This window comes from Pseudomonas sp. NPDC090755, assembly GCF_044769005.1.
GTDB lineage: Bacteria > Pseudomonadota > Gammaproteobacteria > Pseudomonadales > Pseudomonadaceae > Aquipseudomonas.
Genome location: NZ_JBIVXC010000026.1, coordinates 1 through 15,228 on the forward strand (window position 1 = coordinate 1; position 15,228 = coordinate 15,228).

The window sequence follows — 15,228 nt, forward strand, 5'->3', positions numbered from 1 at the left end:
GCACCTTCGGCGCAGCCGAAGAACGCGAGCCGTAGACTTGCGAAGCAAGTCGTAGTGCCGCGTGGCCCCGGAAGACGCCGAAGCGAGGGGACCCGAAGCGCAGCGTAGGGCCGTATGCAGGAGCAAGCGGTTTTGCCTACTTTTTCCAAGAAAAAAGTAGGCCGCCGTAAAGGCGGAAGGGGCCAGCAGCCTCACTGCATCAAATGGATAAGCCCGCCTACTAAAAGCCCAAGGACCATACCCCCGCAACTCCGCGAAGAATCAATTTGGCCATCACACCACCCCAAAAAAAAATAAATCGAGAAAAAGTTTTCCGGTTTGCAAACGCGACTGCGTCTAATTGAAAACACTTAAATAAAACAGAATCATTCTTGTTTAAATGGGGTCGTCATGGGTCTTGCAGCACGTCGTTTGTGTTCATTGGTGTCGCCGCTCTCCAGGATGGAGCGTGCCCGGTCTGCGTCCTGGGTACTGCTGGGCGTATTGGGCTTCGCCTCGCTGGCCGAGGCAGCACCGGTAAACGTCCACATCCCAGCCCAGAGCCTGGCCGGCGCCCTGCGCGAGTTCGGCGAACAGTCGGGCCTGCAGGTGCTGTACGAACCGAGCCTGGTCGAAGGCAAACGCGCTGCCGCCGTCAACGGCGAGATGGAATCGGTCGACGCCCTGTCGCAGCTGCTGCGCGGTAGCGGCCTGCGTTACCAGATCGACAACGGCACCGTACTGCTGCTCGGCACCCCCGACAGCGCCGCCCTGGAACTGGGCGCCACCAGCGTCACCGGCGCAGGCTTCGGCGCCACCACCGAGGGCACCGGCTCCTACACCACCGGTTCCGTGTCGATCGGCAAGATGCCGCAGTCCATCAAGGACACCCCGCAAAGCGTCAGCGTCATCACCCGTCAGCGCATGGACGACCAGCACCTGACCACCATGAACGACGTGCTCAACCAGACCACCGGGGTGACCGCCTACCAGGGCAGTATGACCAACTCCCGCTACCTGGCACGCGGCTTTGAAATCACCAACTTCCGCCTCGACGGTGGCGCCCCGGTGGGGGTCAGTGCCTTCGCCTGGAAAGACCTGGACATGGCCATCTATGACCACGTCGAAATCCTGCGCGGTGCCGACGGCCTGTACTCGGGCAACGGCGAGCCGGGTGGTAGCGTCAACCTGGTGCGCAAGCGGCCGACCGCCTTCAACCAGTTCTCGGTGACCCAGTCGGTCGGCAGTTGGGACAACTACCGTACCGAACTGGATGTCAGCGGCCCGCTGGGCTTCGATGGCCGGCTGCGCGGGCGCAGTGTCATCGTCTACCAGGACCGCAACTCCTACATCGACAAGTTCGATGCCGACCGCCAGCTGTTTCACGGCGTGCTCGAAGCCGACATTACCGACAGCACCCTGGTCACCGTCGGTTATACCCATGACCGCCTGAATTCGTCCGACCAGGCCTACGGCCTGCCGCGCTACAGCAATGGTGATGACCTGGACCTGCCGCGCAGCACCTTTCTGGCTGGCAACCACGACTACAAGAACCGTCGCGGCGACAACGTCTATGCACGGATCGAGCAGCGCCTGAGCGAAGACTGGACCGCCACCCTCGATGCCGTTTATGCCAACAACCAGCAGGACCGCGACTACTACAACTTCTATGGTTCCATCGATCCTGTGACCCACACCGGTTCCACTGCGGTCTGGGCGTCCCAGGACGAAACCTATCGCGATCGCGCGGTCGACTTCTCGCTCAAGGGTGGCTTCGACCTGTTCGGCGGGCGTCACGATGCGGTGCTGGGCTACACCTGGCAGAACTCCAAGCAGGACATCGACGCCTTCGCCTCGGGCGGCCGGGTTTCGGCTGGCGACATTTTCGCCTTCGATCCGGACAACTACCCATCGCGCAAGGATAACGCCTACCCGAGCCAGGTGCTGCCGACCTACATCAAGCAGAACGGCTTCTACGGTTCGGTACGCCTGCAGCTGACCGACCCGATGCACCTGATCCTCGGGGGTCGCTACAACGACTACTACTACAGCTTTGAGGCCACTCGCTTCAATGCTGCCGGCGTGCAGACCTCGAACAGCAAGACAGTGTTCAGCGACGACAACGTATTCACCCCGTTTGCCGCCCTGACCTACGCCCTGACCAATGAGTGGACCGCCTACACCAGCGTCGCCGAGATCTACAAGTCCCAGGCCAGCAGCCTCAAGGGCCCCAACCCTGGCAGCTCGCCGCTGGACCCGATCGAAGGGCGCAGCTATGAAGTGGGCATCAAGGGTGAATTGTTCGAGGGCCGCCTGAACACCACCACCGCGTTGTACTACACCAAGCGTGACGGCGAAGCCGTGCGTGACACCCGCTTCCCGCCGTCGACCTCCGGCCAGGGTGCCTCGTGCTGCTGGCTGGATGACGGCTCGGTCACCAGCAAGGGCATCGAGTTCGAAATCAGCGGGCAGATCACCGATCGCCTGGAAGGCACCTTCGGCTACACCTACAACCACAACGTCGCCACGGATACCGGCTCGACCACTACCACGACCCTGAGCCTGACGCCCAAGCACCTGGGCAAGGCGTTCCTGACCTATCGCATGCCCGGTGCGCTGGAGAACCTGCGAGTGGGTGCCGGCGTCAACGTACAGAGCGCCAGCTATGTGTCCGAGGGCGATCTCGACTTCTCCCAGCCGGGGTACGCGGTGTACAACGCCTTTGCCGATTACCGCCTGAACGAGCACTGGAGCGTGGCGCTCAACGGCAACAACCTGGCCGACAAGAAGTACTACTCGACCATCGGTACCGCCGAGTACGCCAACTTCTACGGCGACCCGCGCAACTTCATGCTGACCCTGCGCGGTACGTACTGAGTCAGCGGATAGCGCGACAACAAGGCCGGCACCCTCACAGGGTTGCCGGCCTTGTCGTTTGTGGGCACCGGTGGCGGTGGGAGTAGCCGCTGCCGCCAGGCTGCAAAGCCAGTCGCCACAATAGGTCAGGCCCATCCGGATGTTCGGGTCCACGACTGCTGCGCAGCCGATCGCAGCCTCGTACCTCGGCAGCGGCTACGGGGTGTAGCCGCTGCCGCGATGAGGCCAGCAGGTCAGGCCAGGGCCCGGCAGATGTCGTCGATGACCTGCGGCGAGTACGCCAGCGTCGCATGGGTCACGTCAAAGCCACGGCAGTAAGCAACCCGTCGCTGTTCATTCAAGCGCCCCAATGCCTGGGTGCGGGCCTCGAAGTCAGGGGTGTCCAGCGCCGACCACCAGCAATGGGCAGGCACGTGCAATGACGGGTAATGCAGGTCTTCGGAGAGCTTCTCCAGGTAGGCATACACCGACTTGCCCAGGGCCACTTCGCGTTCGGTACTGACGTTGAGGAACACCGCTCGGGCCTGATCGGCGCTGATGTCGGCGATGCTCACCGACCACTGGATGAAGTCCTCGATCACGGCGTCATCGAGCAGCGGGTTGCCCCGTGCCTCACAGTAGCGTCCGGCAGTCTCGGCGTGCTTGACGAACAGCAACGAGAAGAACCCGGTCAGCGCCTGCAGCCGTAGCGGCTGGCCCTCGCTGTCGGCCGGTGCGCTGACAGCGCCACCGGCCGGTGAGCCCTTGTGCTCGACGGTCGGGTCGAGCAGGCCGAGAAAGCCCACGGTCCGCCCCTGGTCTTCCAGGTTGCGGGCGATCTGCATCGCCAGCGGCGCCCCCAGTGACCAGCCCAGCAGGTGGACGTCGCCCTCGGGCTGGTCGGCAAGGATCTGCCGGGTGTAGTCATCGACCATCTGCTGCCAGTCCGGGCGCGGGGTGGCCGGGTCGTTGACGTAGTCGTGGAACATCAGGCCCTTGACCCGGATGTGCTCGGCCAGGGCCGCCGCCAACGGGAAGTAGCACAGCGCCGATCCACCGCCCGGGTGCAGGCAGTACAGGGTGCGTGGCCGTTGTGAACGGTTCAGGTCGATTATCGCGCTGCGCCGGCTGCCCTGGCCCTCGAGGTAGGCGCACAGCTCACGCAGAGAAGGCTGCTGGATGAACGCGTGCAGGGTCAGCTCCACACCCAGCCCGGCCTTGATCGCCGACACCGCCACCAGCACTTTCAGCGAATGGCCACCCAGTTCGAAGAAGTTGTCGTGCACCCCGATGTGCTCAGGCGCCAGCTCCAGCACCTGGGCCCAGACCGCGATCATGCGTTGCTCCAGTGCCGTGGCCGGCGTGCTGTCGACGGCAACCTGCACACGCTCGGGCATAGGCAGGCGGCGACGGTCGATCTTGCCGTTGTGGGTCAGCGGCCAGTGCTCCAGCAGCACGATATCGCTCGGGACCATATAGGCCGGCAAGTGCCCGGCAAGCTGGCGCTTGAGGGCGGCAGGGTCGGCCGCCTCGAGCTGCGCGCTGTCGCTGAAACTGACATAGGCCAGTAGGCTGTCGGCCTGCGGATGGCGCATGACCAGGGCCTGATGGATGCCGGGCAGGGCGCACAGACGGCCTTCAATCTCGCCGGCTTCCATGCGCAGGCCGCGGATTTTCAGTTGCTGGTCGCTGCGCCCGTGGTAGTACAGCGCCGCGTCGTCGCCACGCTCGGCCAGGTCACCGGTGCGGTACAGGCGAGCGCCCACCGCGCCGAAGGGGTCGGGAATGAAACGTTGTGCGGTCAATGCCGGCTGGTTGAGGTAACCCTGGGCCAGCAGTTCACCGCCCAGGTACAGCTCGCCGGTGAGGTGTTCGGGGAGTTGTCCGAGCATGGCGTCCAGCACATGGGCCTGGCGTGCGCCCAGCGGCGTGCCGATGGCCAGCCGTTCGGCCGGGGCGTCCAGGGGGACGGTCCAGGCCAGGGGGGTAATCACCGCCTCGGTGGGCCCGTAGGCATTGATCAGGCGTTGGCAGCGGATGCCCTGCTGCTTGTCGAAGTGCTCGCGGCTCCAGCCTTCGCCGCCGAGGATGCAGGTCTTGACCTGCAGGCAGCGGCCCTGGCCCTGCAACACCCGGGCGGTCTCGAAAAAGTACGAGGGCGGCAGGTTCAGGCAGGTCACGCGGTGGCGTTCGACGGCATCGGCCAGGTCCTGGCTGGTCCACTGGTGGGTGTCGCCGACCAGCAGGCTGGCGCCGTGAAGCAGCGGCATGAGGATCTGTTCGCTGGCCGCATCGAAGCTGATCGAGGCGAACTGCAGGCAGCGGTCACCGGCGTCCAGGCCATAGGCCTCGGCCGCGCTGAGGCAATGCCGGGCCACGGCCTGGTGGGGGACGGCAACGCCCTTGGGCAGGCCGGTGGAGCCGGAGGTGTAGATGATATAGGCCAGTTGCTGTGGCGGGCTGCGGCGTTGGACTGCCGGCAGGGCATTGGCGACGGTGGCATCGACCGAGGCGATATCCAGTACCGCACCGGCGAAGGGCGGCAGCCTGTCCTGCACGGCGGACTCACTCACCAGCAAGGTCAGGCCACTGTCGTCGATGATGTGCTGCAGGCGCTCTGCCGGGTAGCTCGGGTCGAGCGGCACATAGCAGCCCCCGGCCTTGAGGATGCCCAGCAGTGCGGCGATCCTGTTGAACGACGGGTTCAGGGCCAGGCCGACGCGGTCCTGGGGCGCCAGGCCAAGCTCGATCAGGTAACGGGCGATATGCTCGGCCTGGCGCTGCAACTGGCCGTAGCTCAGGTGCCCGTGGTCATCGACCAGGGCGATTGCCCCGGGATTGCGTCGGACCTGTTGCTCGAACAGTTCGTGGATGCACACGGCCGGCCCCCTGGGCAGTGCCGGGGCGGGTGACGCGTGGGCAATCGCCAGTTCGCCGAGCGCTTGCCCTGCATGGGCCTGGCCCAAGGCCTGCAGCCAGGCCAGCAGGTGGTCGCTGATCTGCTCGGCACGCGCCTGGGGCACTAGGTCAAGGCGATGGTGCAGCTTGATGTCCAGGCACTTTCCAAGACTGACCGCGACACTGACCGGGTAATGGGTCTGGCCATGGGCGCTGACCACGCCGATCTGCAACTGGTCGTCGGTCTGCTGTTGCAGGGCCTCGTCGACCGGGTAGTTTTCGAACACCAGCAAGGTGTCGAACAGCACGCCACCGAACAGCCGCTGGACCTCGAACAGCGGGCTGTGCTCATGTTCGCGCAGGCGCAGGTTGTCGGTCTGCAGGGCCTGCAACCAACGGCCCAGGGGTTGTTCCGGACGGGGCTGGACGATCACCGGCAAGGTGTTGATGAACAGGCCCATCTGCTCGTCGGCATGGGCCAGGGTGGCTGGCCGGCCTGCCACGGTTATCCCGAATGCGACGCTGGCGTGGGCGCTGTACTGCTGCAGCAGCAGGGCCCAGGCCGCCTGGACCAGGGTGTTGACGGTGACCCTGGCGCTACGTGCCAGCTGTTCCAGTGCCCGGGTGCCGGTGGCGTCGAGGACGCGCTCGCAGCAGCCATGCTCGACCGGCCCCGGGGCGGCGTTGGCGGTCTGCGGGGCGAGCAGGGTGGGGGCGTCCTGCCCCTGCAGGTATTGTTGCCAGAAGTCCAGGTCGGCTTGCTGGTCGCGCCCTTGCAGCCAGGCGATGTAGTCCCTGAAGCGCGCCCTGGGCGGCGGCACCGGGATGCCTTGATAGTGCTGCATCAGTTGGGCGAACAGCTGCGAGGTGCTCCAGCCGTCGAGCAGGATATGGTGGCTGGTGAACACCAGGTGCCAGTGGTCGCTGCCTTGTTGCAACGCGGCCCAACGCAGCAAGGGCGCCTTGCCGAGGTCGAAGCCTCGTTCGCGTTCCTGGTCGGCCAGTTGCCGGGCGTCGAGGCTGCCCTGGATGTGGCAGGTGAACTCGGCGGTCAGTTGCCGGGCCACCCGTTGCAGCGGCACCGTCAGCCCATCGCCCCAGTGGAAACTGCTGCGCAGGATCTCGTGGCTGTCCAGGGTGGCCTGCCAGGCGCGCTGGAAGCGCTCGATATCGAGGCCGGCGACGTCCAGTTGCAGTTGTTGCAGGTAATTGCCCTGGTCGGTGTCGAGCTGGGCGTGGAACAACATGCCTTGCTGCATCGGCGACAGCGGGTAGAGGTCTTCGAGCTGGCGCGGGGTGTCGATCAGCCGGTCAAGCTGGGCCTGGGACAGCTGCGCCAGCGGCACGTCCTCGGGGGTGACGGCACCCTGGTCGGGGGCACAGCAGTGCTCGATCAGGCTGTGCAGCTGTTCGCCCAGGGCGTCGGCCAGGGTCTGGATCGTCGCAGGCTTGAACAGGGCCTGGTTGAAATGCCACGCGAGGGTGAGTTCACCGTCCTGCACCTGGCCCCTGATGTGCAGCCCGTTGTCCAGGGACGCTTCGGTTTCTGGCGCTTCATCGCCCAGGGGGAACACTGGCTCGCCGACGCTGCTGTCGAGCGGATCGCAATAGTTGAACGTGACCCGTGGCACGGGCAGGGCGGCCAGGGCCTCGCGGCTGTCCGCATCACCCAGGTAGCGCAGGGCGCCGAAGCCAAGGCCGTGGTTGGGGACGCCGCGCAGGTGCGCCTTGATGCCCTTGATCGTCTGCGCCAGTGACGGCGCAGCGTTGAGCCTGACCGGGAACTGGCAGGTGAAATTGCCCGGGCTGCGGCTCAGGTCGATGGCATCGAACAGGCCATCGCAGCCAGGCCCTTGAAGCTGGATCAGCACATCCGCCTGGTCGTTCCCGTGGCACAGGGTGCGGGTCAGTGCGCTCAGCAGCAGTTCGCAGGTCCAGGTGCGGTAGGCGTGCGGTGCCTCGTGCAGCAAGCGCCGGGTCTGGTGCCGATCCAGTCGGGTCTGGACGCGCGTCATCTGATGATGGGTGCAAGGCTCATGGGCACCGGGCAGTTCGTCGCAAGCGTCCTGCAGTTGTGTTTGCCAGTAAGCCAGCTCGGCGCGGCCTTGGGGGCTGCGGGCGAACGCTTGCAGGCGTTCGCTGAAGTGACCCATCCCATGGGGCCTGCGCTGATAGAGCGATTGCAGATCGTGCAGCAGGCTGCTGCCACTGAGCGAGCGCGGGTCGATCTCCACCACGACCCTGGCCAGGCTTTCGATGGTCTGGTGCTCGAACAGGTCCTTGGGATTGAGCTGCAGGCCCAGCCGGCGCGCGCGGCTGACCACCTGGATGGAGATGATCGAGTCGCCGCCCAGCTCGAAGAAATTGTCGGTGACGCCGATCGGTTCGCGGCGCAGCACCGTCTGCCAGAGCTGCACCAGTTGCGCCTCACGCTCATTGCGTGGAGCGACGTACTCAGCCTGGCTGGCCTGCGGCAACGGCAGGGCGCGGCGGTCGAGCTTGCCGTTGGGGCTCAGCGGCAGGTGTTCGAGTTGCAGGATATGCGCCGGCACCATGTAGTCCGGCAACTGCTTTCGCAGCGCGCCTTGCAGTTCGCTGACCTGTATGTCGACGGCACCGACCACATAGGCCACCAGTTGCAGGCCGGTAGGGCCGGGTTGGGCCAGCACGGCGGCTTCACGCAGGCCGGGTTGCTCCAGCAGTCGTGCCTCGATCTCACCGAGTTCGATACGCAGGCCACGGATCTTCACTTGATGGTCGATGCGCCCGCAGTAATCGATGGCGCCATCGGCACGGTAACGGGCCAGGTCGCCGGTGCGATACAAGCGCGCCCCCGGAGTCGGGCTGAACGGATCGGGAATGAAACGCTCGGCGGTGAGGGCCGGGCGACGGTGATAACCGCGGGCCAGGCCGCAGCCGCCGAGCAGCAGCTCGCCCGGGGTGCCGTTGGGCACCGGGCCGAAGCCGGGGTCGAGGACATGGGTGTAGAGGTTGGCGATCGGATGACCGATCGGCACGCTGTCCAGGCCTTCGTCGCGGCAGGTCCAGTGGGTGACGTCGATGGCCGCTTCAGTCGGGCCGTACAGGTTGTACAGGCCGGCGCCGGGGAGCCTGGCGAACACCTGGTACTGGGCATCGGCCTGCAGCGCTTCGCCGGAGCAGATGATGCGCCGCAGCGAAGTGCACCGCTCCACCCCCGGCTCGTGGATGAACACCTGCAGCATCGACGGCACGAAGTGCAGGGTGGTGACCTGGTGGCGCTCGATGGTGGCGATCAGTTTGTCCGGCTCACGGTGCTCGCCGGGGGCGGCAATCACCAGGCGGGCGCCCTGGATCAAGGGCCAGAAGAACTCCCAGACCGATACGTCGAAACTGAACGGGGTCTTTTGCAGCACAGTGTCGGCCGCGGTCAGCTGGTAGGCCTGCTGCATCCACGCCAGGCGGTTGTGCAGGGCCAGGTGGCGGTTGCCAGCGCCCTTGGGCTTGCCGGTGGAGCCGGAGGTATAGATGACATAGGCCAGGTGCTCGCCGTCGATCTCGACCGCCGGGGCATGATCGGGCAGCGGGCTGTAGTCGGCATCCAGCAGCAGGGTCTGGCCGGCGAAGGGCGGCAGGCTGTCCTGCAGGTGCTGCTGGGTCAGCAGCAGGCCGATGGCGCTGTCTTCGAACATATAGGCCAGGCGCTCGGCCGGGTACTCCGGATCGAGCGGCACATAGGCACCGCCGGCCTTGAGGATGGCCAGCAGGCCGATGACCATCTCCAGCGAACGTTCGGCCGCGATGCCCACCAGCACCTCGGGACCGACTCCGCGCTGGACCAGGGCGTGGGCCAGCCGGTTGGCCTGCTGATCGAGCTGGCGGTAGCTCAGTTGCCGATCGGCAAACACCAGGGCGCAGGCATCGGGGCTGCGCAAGGCCTGCTGCTCGAACAGGCGCTGGACGCGGAACTCGCCAGGGTAGACCACCTCGGTCTGGTTCAGGCCGCGCAGGATCGCCTCCTGCTCGGCGTGGCTGAGCATCGGCAGTTCATCGACACGCCGCTCGGGCTCGGCCAGCAATGCCCGCAGCAGGTGCTGCCAGTGCCGGGCCATGGTGGCGACGGTGGCGGGCTTGAACAGATCGGTGCTGTACTCCAGGCTCACGCCAATGGCATCCGGGGCATAGTCCACCTCCAGCGACAGGTCGAACTTGGCCTGGCGCGGGCCACCTTCAAGCACGCTCACCTCAAGCACCCCGAGGTTCAGGGCCGCGCCCTGGGGGCTGCTCACGCGCCAGTTGAACAGGGTCTGGAACAGCGGGTTGGCGTGGCTGCTGCGGTGCAGTTCGAGGGATTCGAGGATCAGCTCGACGGGATAGTCGGCATGCTCAAGGGCCGCCAGGCTGTCGGCCTTGAGGCGGTTGAGCAGGTCCAGGCCGCTGGTGGCGGCAGATAGCCGGGCGCGGTACACCTGGCTGGTGACGAACAGGCCGACCAGTTCCTGGGTCTCGCTGCGGGTGCGGGTCGCGCTGGGAATGCCGACGGTGAAATCGCTTTGCCCGCTGTAGCGTCCCAGCAGCAGTTGCCAGGCCGCCAGCAGCACCACCATCGGTTGCAGCCGGTGCGTGCGGCACAGTGTCTGCAGCTGCGCGCAGGTGCCCGGGTCCAGCTGTTCGAGGTGATAGCCGGCGATATGACGCTGGCCCGACTGGCGCGGGTGATCCAGGGGCAGGGCCAGCGGCGGGATCTCGTCACCCAGGTAGTCGCGCCAGTAGCGGCTGCTGGCACTGAATTGGGGGCTTTGCGGGTAGCTGTGGCGTTGCCAGCGGGCGTAGTCGGCATACTGTTGCGCCGGCACCGGCAGGCCCTGTTCGGCGGGCAAGCCATAGGCCCGGGACAGGTCGGCGACCAGCAGCGGGTTGGACCAGGCATCGCAGACGATGTGGTGCAGGGTCAGCAGCAGGTAGTGCTGGTGCTCGCCAGTCTCAAGCAGCGAGGCGCGGATCAGCGGGGCGACACTGAGGTCGAACGGCGTGCCGGCCTGCTCGGCAATCTGCCGTTGCAGCTCGCTGTCCAGTGCCTGGCCCTGCAGGTGCGTCAATGACACGCGGTGCAGCGTCAGGCAGGCATGAGGTTCGATGAATTGCTGAGGCTCGAGGTCGCCCGCTTCGAAGCGCGTACGCAAGATGGCGTGACGCTCGATCACCCGGTTCAGGGCCCGCTCCAACCGTTGCGCCTCCAGCGGACCTTCCAGGCGCAGGACCCTGGGCATGTTGTAGGCACTGCTGTCCGGCTCCAGTTGCTGCAGGAACCACAAGCGCTGCTGGGCAAACGACAGGGGCAGCGGCCCCGTCAACGGCTCGCTCGGCCCCGGGGCGCTGTCGGCGGCGAATGCGGGGGGGAGGTCGTCTTCGGCCAGGAGCAGGGCCAACAGGTCGTCTTCAAGGCAGGGGTCGAGGGTGTGCATGGTCGATTCTCGAGCGGGCTTCGCGAAAAAGTTCTGCTTAGGGAACGAAGCATCGAGAGATCGATTTAGGCGCGGGCAAGCCGCCGGGCTTGCCGCGCGGGGGCGGGGTCAGAGGTCGCGGGCTACCCGAAAGCCCAGCCAGTCGCCGAGCACTTCTGGCGCGCGGGTGTTGCGGTTGCCGGAGCGGGTGAAGATAGGCGCTTCGGTCCAGTCGTTGCCACGGATCTGGCGGGTTTCGCAGCCCTGGTCGGTCCAGGCGCTGCCATCGCCGGGGGCGCCTTCGTAGCTCTTGTGCCAGCAGTCTTCGACCCGCTCATAGACGTTGCCATGCATGTCGTAGAGGCCGAAGGCATTGGCCGGGTAGCTGCCGGACGGTGAGGTGTAGCTGAAACCGTCTGCCGGGCCGTAGGTGTTGGCGTGTTTGCTGATCTGGTAGTCGCCTTCCTCGTCGAACGGGAACGGGAAGGGGCCGCTGGAGCCGGCGCGGGCGGCGTATTCCCATTCCGCTTCGCTGAGCAGGCGGTAGGTGGCGCCAGTCTTTTTCGACAGCCAGGCCAGATAACCCTGCATGTCCTGGTAGTTGATGCACACCTGGGGCTGTTCGGGGCCCATCGGGTAGCTGGGTTGTCCGGCCTTGCAGGCGCGACCGGGGCGGGTGTCGCCGTCGGGCGGGGTGGCGCCGGTGGCCCGGGCATAGGCGCGCCATTGTCCGGCGGTCACCGCGTAGCGGCCCACGGCAAAAGGTCGGGCAAAGCTGACCTGATGCTGCGGGCCTTCATCGGCCTCGCGGCCCGGTTCACCCTCGGGGGCGCCCATGGTGAACTGCCCGGCGGGCAGCACGACCATCTGCGGGCAATCCTTGCAGTCCTGGAACACCGATCCTGGCGTGGTGGGCGCTGCCGCGTGCGCGTTGGCACTGAACAGGCCGAGGCCTACGGCGAGAACGAGCGGGTGGATCATCGTAAAGGTTCCTTCTCAGGCGGTTTCCAGGGCGCTGGCGACGCAGCCCGCGTGCATCCGCACCAACTGGTCGGCGACGTGGAAGTAGCGGTCGTCGTGGGAGATGACAATGATGGTCTTGCCCAGGCGTTTGAGGTCCGGCAGCAGCTCGGTGTAGAAAATGTGCCGGAACGCCGGGTCCTGGTCGGCCGCCCATTCGTCGAACACCAGCACCGGCCGTTGTTCCAGCCAGGCACTGACCAGGGCCAGGCGCTTGCGTTGGCCGGTGGACAGGTCGGTGGTGGTGAAGCGGCCGTTGTCGATGCCGACCTTGTGGGCGATCTGCAGGCGCTGCAGGTACTGCTCGGCCTCCTGGGGAACGTGCGCATCGCCCTGCACCAGGTCGTCGAACAGGAAGTAGTCGGCAAAAATAGTGGTGAACGACTGGCGATAGTCGTCGCGCGCCTCGGGGCCCACAACCTGGCCGTTGAGGCGCAGTTCGCCCCGTTGCGGGGCATAGAGACCGAGCAGCAACTTGATCAGCGTGGTCTTGCCGCCGCCGTTCTCGCCGACGATGAAGACGATCTCGCCACGCTGCACCTTGAGGTTCACCGGGCCCAGGCTGAACGGCGCGACACCGGGGCTGGGGGCGAAGGTATAGCCGACGTTGCGCAGTTCCAGGCTGGCGAACGGCAGCGGTGCCACGTTCGGATCGTTGAGCAACAGGTGTGGCTCGGGGGAGGAGAACTGCCGGGACAGGTCGGCGATGCGGCGGAAGGCAATCTGCGCCCGGCTGACGATCGGCAGCACGCTGACCAGTTGATCCAGCGGCCCCTTCAGGTACAACAGCACCAGCACGAAACCGCTCATGGCCGCCTTGTCCATGCCCGGCAGCAGGCGTTCGATCACCAGGGCCAGGCCGATCACCACGAAGAACAGGGTGGAACCAAAACTCTTGGCGACGATGAAGGTGTTCATCGCGCGAATCTGTGTCTGGCAGATGGCGTCGGCAGTGCGCAGGATGCGCTGGTTGAACAGGCGGTTGCGCCGTGGCCGGTGCATGCGCAGTTCCTTGGCGCCTTCGGCGATGGCGTGGTACTGCTTCTGCAGCTCGTCCTCGGCTTCGCGGGCCTTGTCGAAGCCTTCGATAGCGCGTCGCCGGGCGATCAGTTGCGCGCCCAGGCCAAGCACCAGGCCACCGACCAGCAGCAGGAACAACGGCCACGACAGCATCGCCAGGTAGCCCAGGCAGCCGAGGCTGACGGTCAGAGCGATGGTCAGCGGGGCGAAGGCGAAGGAGAAGTCCCTGATGGTGTAGATGTCGTGGGTCAGCACCGGAATCAGCCGGTGGCTCTTGTAGCGCTCGATCTGGTCGATCGGCGCGCAGAGCACCTTTTCCCCCAGCTCCTTGCGCAGCTTGAGGATGATGTTCTGGCCGACGAAGTTGCTGCCGATGTCCGACAACCCGGTGCACAGCAGCGACAGCAGGCACAGGCCGGCGAAGGCCCAGAGCATGCCGCTGGCGACGCCGTCTGGGGCATGCAGGGCCTGGTTGATGTGGGCCAGCAGGAGGGTGACGCTGGCGCCGCCGATAATGCCCAGGACAATCGACAGCAGCACGATCGGCCAGAAGGGCCTGAGCAGGTGCAGGAGTTCACGGGTCGCGCCGCGGGAGCTTGTGTTCATGCCAGCGCCTTGAGGGTGTGTGCAGTGATCACGGGCCGGGCGGCCGGTTTGCCCAGGGCCTGGTACAGCGACTCACCGATTTCCCGGGCGCGGATCGGCAGCACCGACAGCAGGGTGTCGCTCAGGCCGTGGCTGGCCTCGCAGAAACCCTGCAGGTACACAGCGGCCTTGAAGCCTTCGTTGGCCAGGCACTGGTAGTCGCGGTCGACCGCAAAGGCCTGCAGGTGATCGGCCAGCGGCGCCAGCAGGTTCTGGTGCGAGCGGCGCTCGTAGCCGGTGGCGAGGATCACCGCATCGTAGCGGTGGGTCTGCGTCTGCCGGGTCGCCAGGTCGCGCAGGGTCAGCTCGATGCCCAGGGTGTTGCTGGTGACGGTTTCGACCTGGCGGCGGCACAGCACGGCATGGCGGAACTGGTGGGCGACCTTCTGCCGGTAGAGGATGCCGTAGATGCGCTCGATCAGGTCGATGTCGACCACCGAGTAGTTGGTGTTGTGGTATTCCTCGATCAGCTTGGCCCGCTCGCCGGAAGGCTGGTTGAACACCAGGTCGGTGTAGTCGGGGGTGAACACTTCGTTGACGAACGGGCTGTCGTCGGCAGGCTTGAGCGCCGAGCCGCGCAGGATCATGTCGACCTTGACCGACGGGAAGCTGTCGTTGAGGTCGATGAAGGCCTCCGCCGCGCTCTGGCCGGAGCCGATGATGGCGATGCGCATGGGTTTGCCCTGGGCGCAGGGCAGTTGCTCCAGGGCCGCCAGGTAGCGCGAGTGGTGGAACACCCGCGGGTCATCGCGCAAGGCGCCGAAGGCCTCGGGGATCTTCGGCGTGCCACCACTGCCGACCACCACCGAGCGGGCCAGGCGGCTGTGCTCGCGGCCATGCGGGTCGCGGCAGATCACGCGCAGGTGCTCGACCTCGCCCTTGTCCAGTACCGGCTCGATACGCAGTACTTCTTCGCCATAGACGGCCTGGGTGGCGAAATGCTCGGCGGCCCACTTGAGGTAGTCGTTGTACTCCAGCCGGCACGGGTAGAAGGTGCCCAGGTTGATGAAGTCGACCAGACGCTGCTTCTGGTGCAGGTAGTTGACGAAGCTGTAGGGGCTGGTGGGGTTGCGCAGGGACACCAGGTCCTTGAGGAAGGAGATCTGCAGTTCGCTCTGGGTGGCCAGGGTGTTGCCGTGCCAGCGGTAGTCGCTCTGTTTGTCGATGAACAGGGCGTCGAGGGCATGGCCGTTGGTTTCGGCCAGTTCTTCCAGGGCAATGGCCAGGGCCAGGTTGGAAGGGCCGAAACCGACGCCGATCAGGTCGTGGATAGTGTCGAAGGAGGGGGACTGGCTCATGGGGACGGTTCCTTGGATGGTCGGGAGGGGGCTTGGCAAAGCGCCCCTGGTCCTGCGCAAGTACACCGATAGAACGAGCCGTCCGTGGC

Annotated in this window: 5 protein-coding genes; 1 reads left to right on the forward strand and 4 read right to left on the reverse strand. The window is 66.0% G+C overall.

Translation table 11 applies throughout. From position 1 onward, the window contains the following. The first annotated feature begins 390 nt into the window (after positions 1 to 390). A complete protein-coding gene (locus ACIQUS_RS25025) occupies positions 391 to 2,856 on the forward strand; it encodes a TonB-dependent siderophore receptor (RefSeq protein ID WP_403053106.1) in 2,466 nt (821 codons plus the stop codon). Positions 2,857 to 3,089: 233 nt separating this feature from the next. On the opposite strand, the gene ACIQUS_RS25030 is transcribed toward ACIQUS_RS25025, so the two are convergent. From ACIQUS_RS25030 to ACIQUS_RS25045, 4 genes are all read right to left on the reverse strand, one after another. Further along, complete coding sequence (locus ACIQUS_RS25030; protein WP_403053109.1) at positions 3,090 to 11,177, reverse strand: amino acid adenylation domain-containing protein; 8,088 nt, start codon at positions 11,175 to 11,177, stop codon at positions 3,090 to 3,092. Between the two features lie 108 nt (positions 11,178 to 11,285). After that, positions 11,286 to 12,137, reverse strand: coding sequence for a formylglycine-generating enzyme family protein (locus ACIQUS_RS25035; protein WP_403053112.1), 852 nt, complete (start codon positions 12,135 to 12,137; stop codon positions 11,286 to 11,288). Positions 12,138 to 12,152: 15 nt separating this feature from the next. Then, positions 12,153 to 13,802 carry a cyclic peptide export ABC transporter gene (locus ACIQUS_RS25040; RefSeq protein WP_403053115.1) on the reverse strand — a complete coding sequence of 550 codons (1,650 nt, stop codon included), beginning with the start codon at positions 13,800 to 13,802 and terminating at the stop codon, positions 12,153 to 12,155. Continuing rightward, entirely contained in the window at positions 13,799 to 15,139 is a 1,341-nt protein-coding gene (locus ACIQUS_RS25045) for a lysine N(6)-hydroxylase/L-ornithine N(5)-oxygenase family protein (protein WP_403053118.1), read from the reverse strand. The genes ACIQUS_RS25040 and ACIQUS_RS25045 overlap by 4 nt, the downstream gene beginning before the upstream one ends. Positions 15,140 to 15,228 lie beyond the last annotated feature (89 nt).

What these genes read in the sequence shown, in the direction of transcription:
- ACIQUS_RS25025 (WP_403053106.1), top strand. Translation starts at nt 391, where the DNA reads ATGGGTCTTGCAGCACGTCGTTTGTGTTCATTGGTGTCGCCGCTCTCC.
- ACIQUS_RS25030 (WP_403053109.1), bottom strand. Translation starts at nt 11,177, where the DNA reads ATGCACACCCTCGACCCCTGCCTTGAAGACGACCTGTTGGCCCTGCTC.
- ACIQUS_RS25035 (WP_403053112.1), bottom strand. Translation starts at nt 12,137, where the DNA reads ATGATCCACCCGCTCGTTCTCGCCGTAGGCCTCGGCCTGTTCAGTGCC.
- ACIQUS_RS25040 (WP_403053115.1), bottom strand. Translation starts at nt 13,802, where the DNA reads ATGAACACAAGCTCCCGCGGCGCGACCCGTGAACTCCTGCACCTGCTC.
- ACIQUS_RS25045 (WP_403053118.1), bottom strand. Translation starts at nt 15,139, where the DNA reads ATGAGCCAGTCCCCCTCCTTCGACACTATCCACGACCTGATCGGCGTC.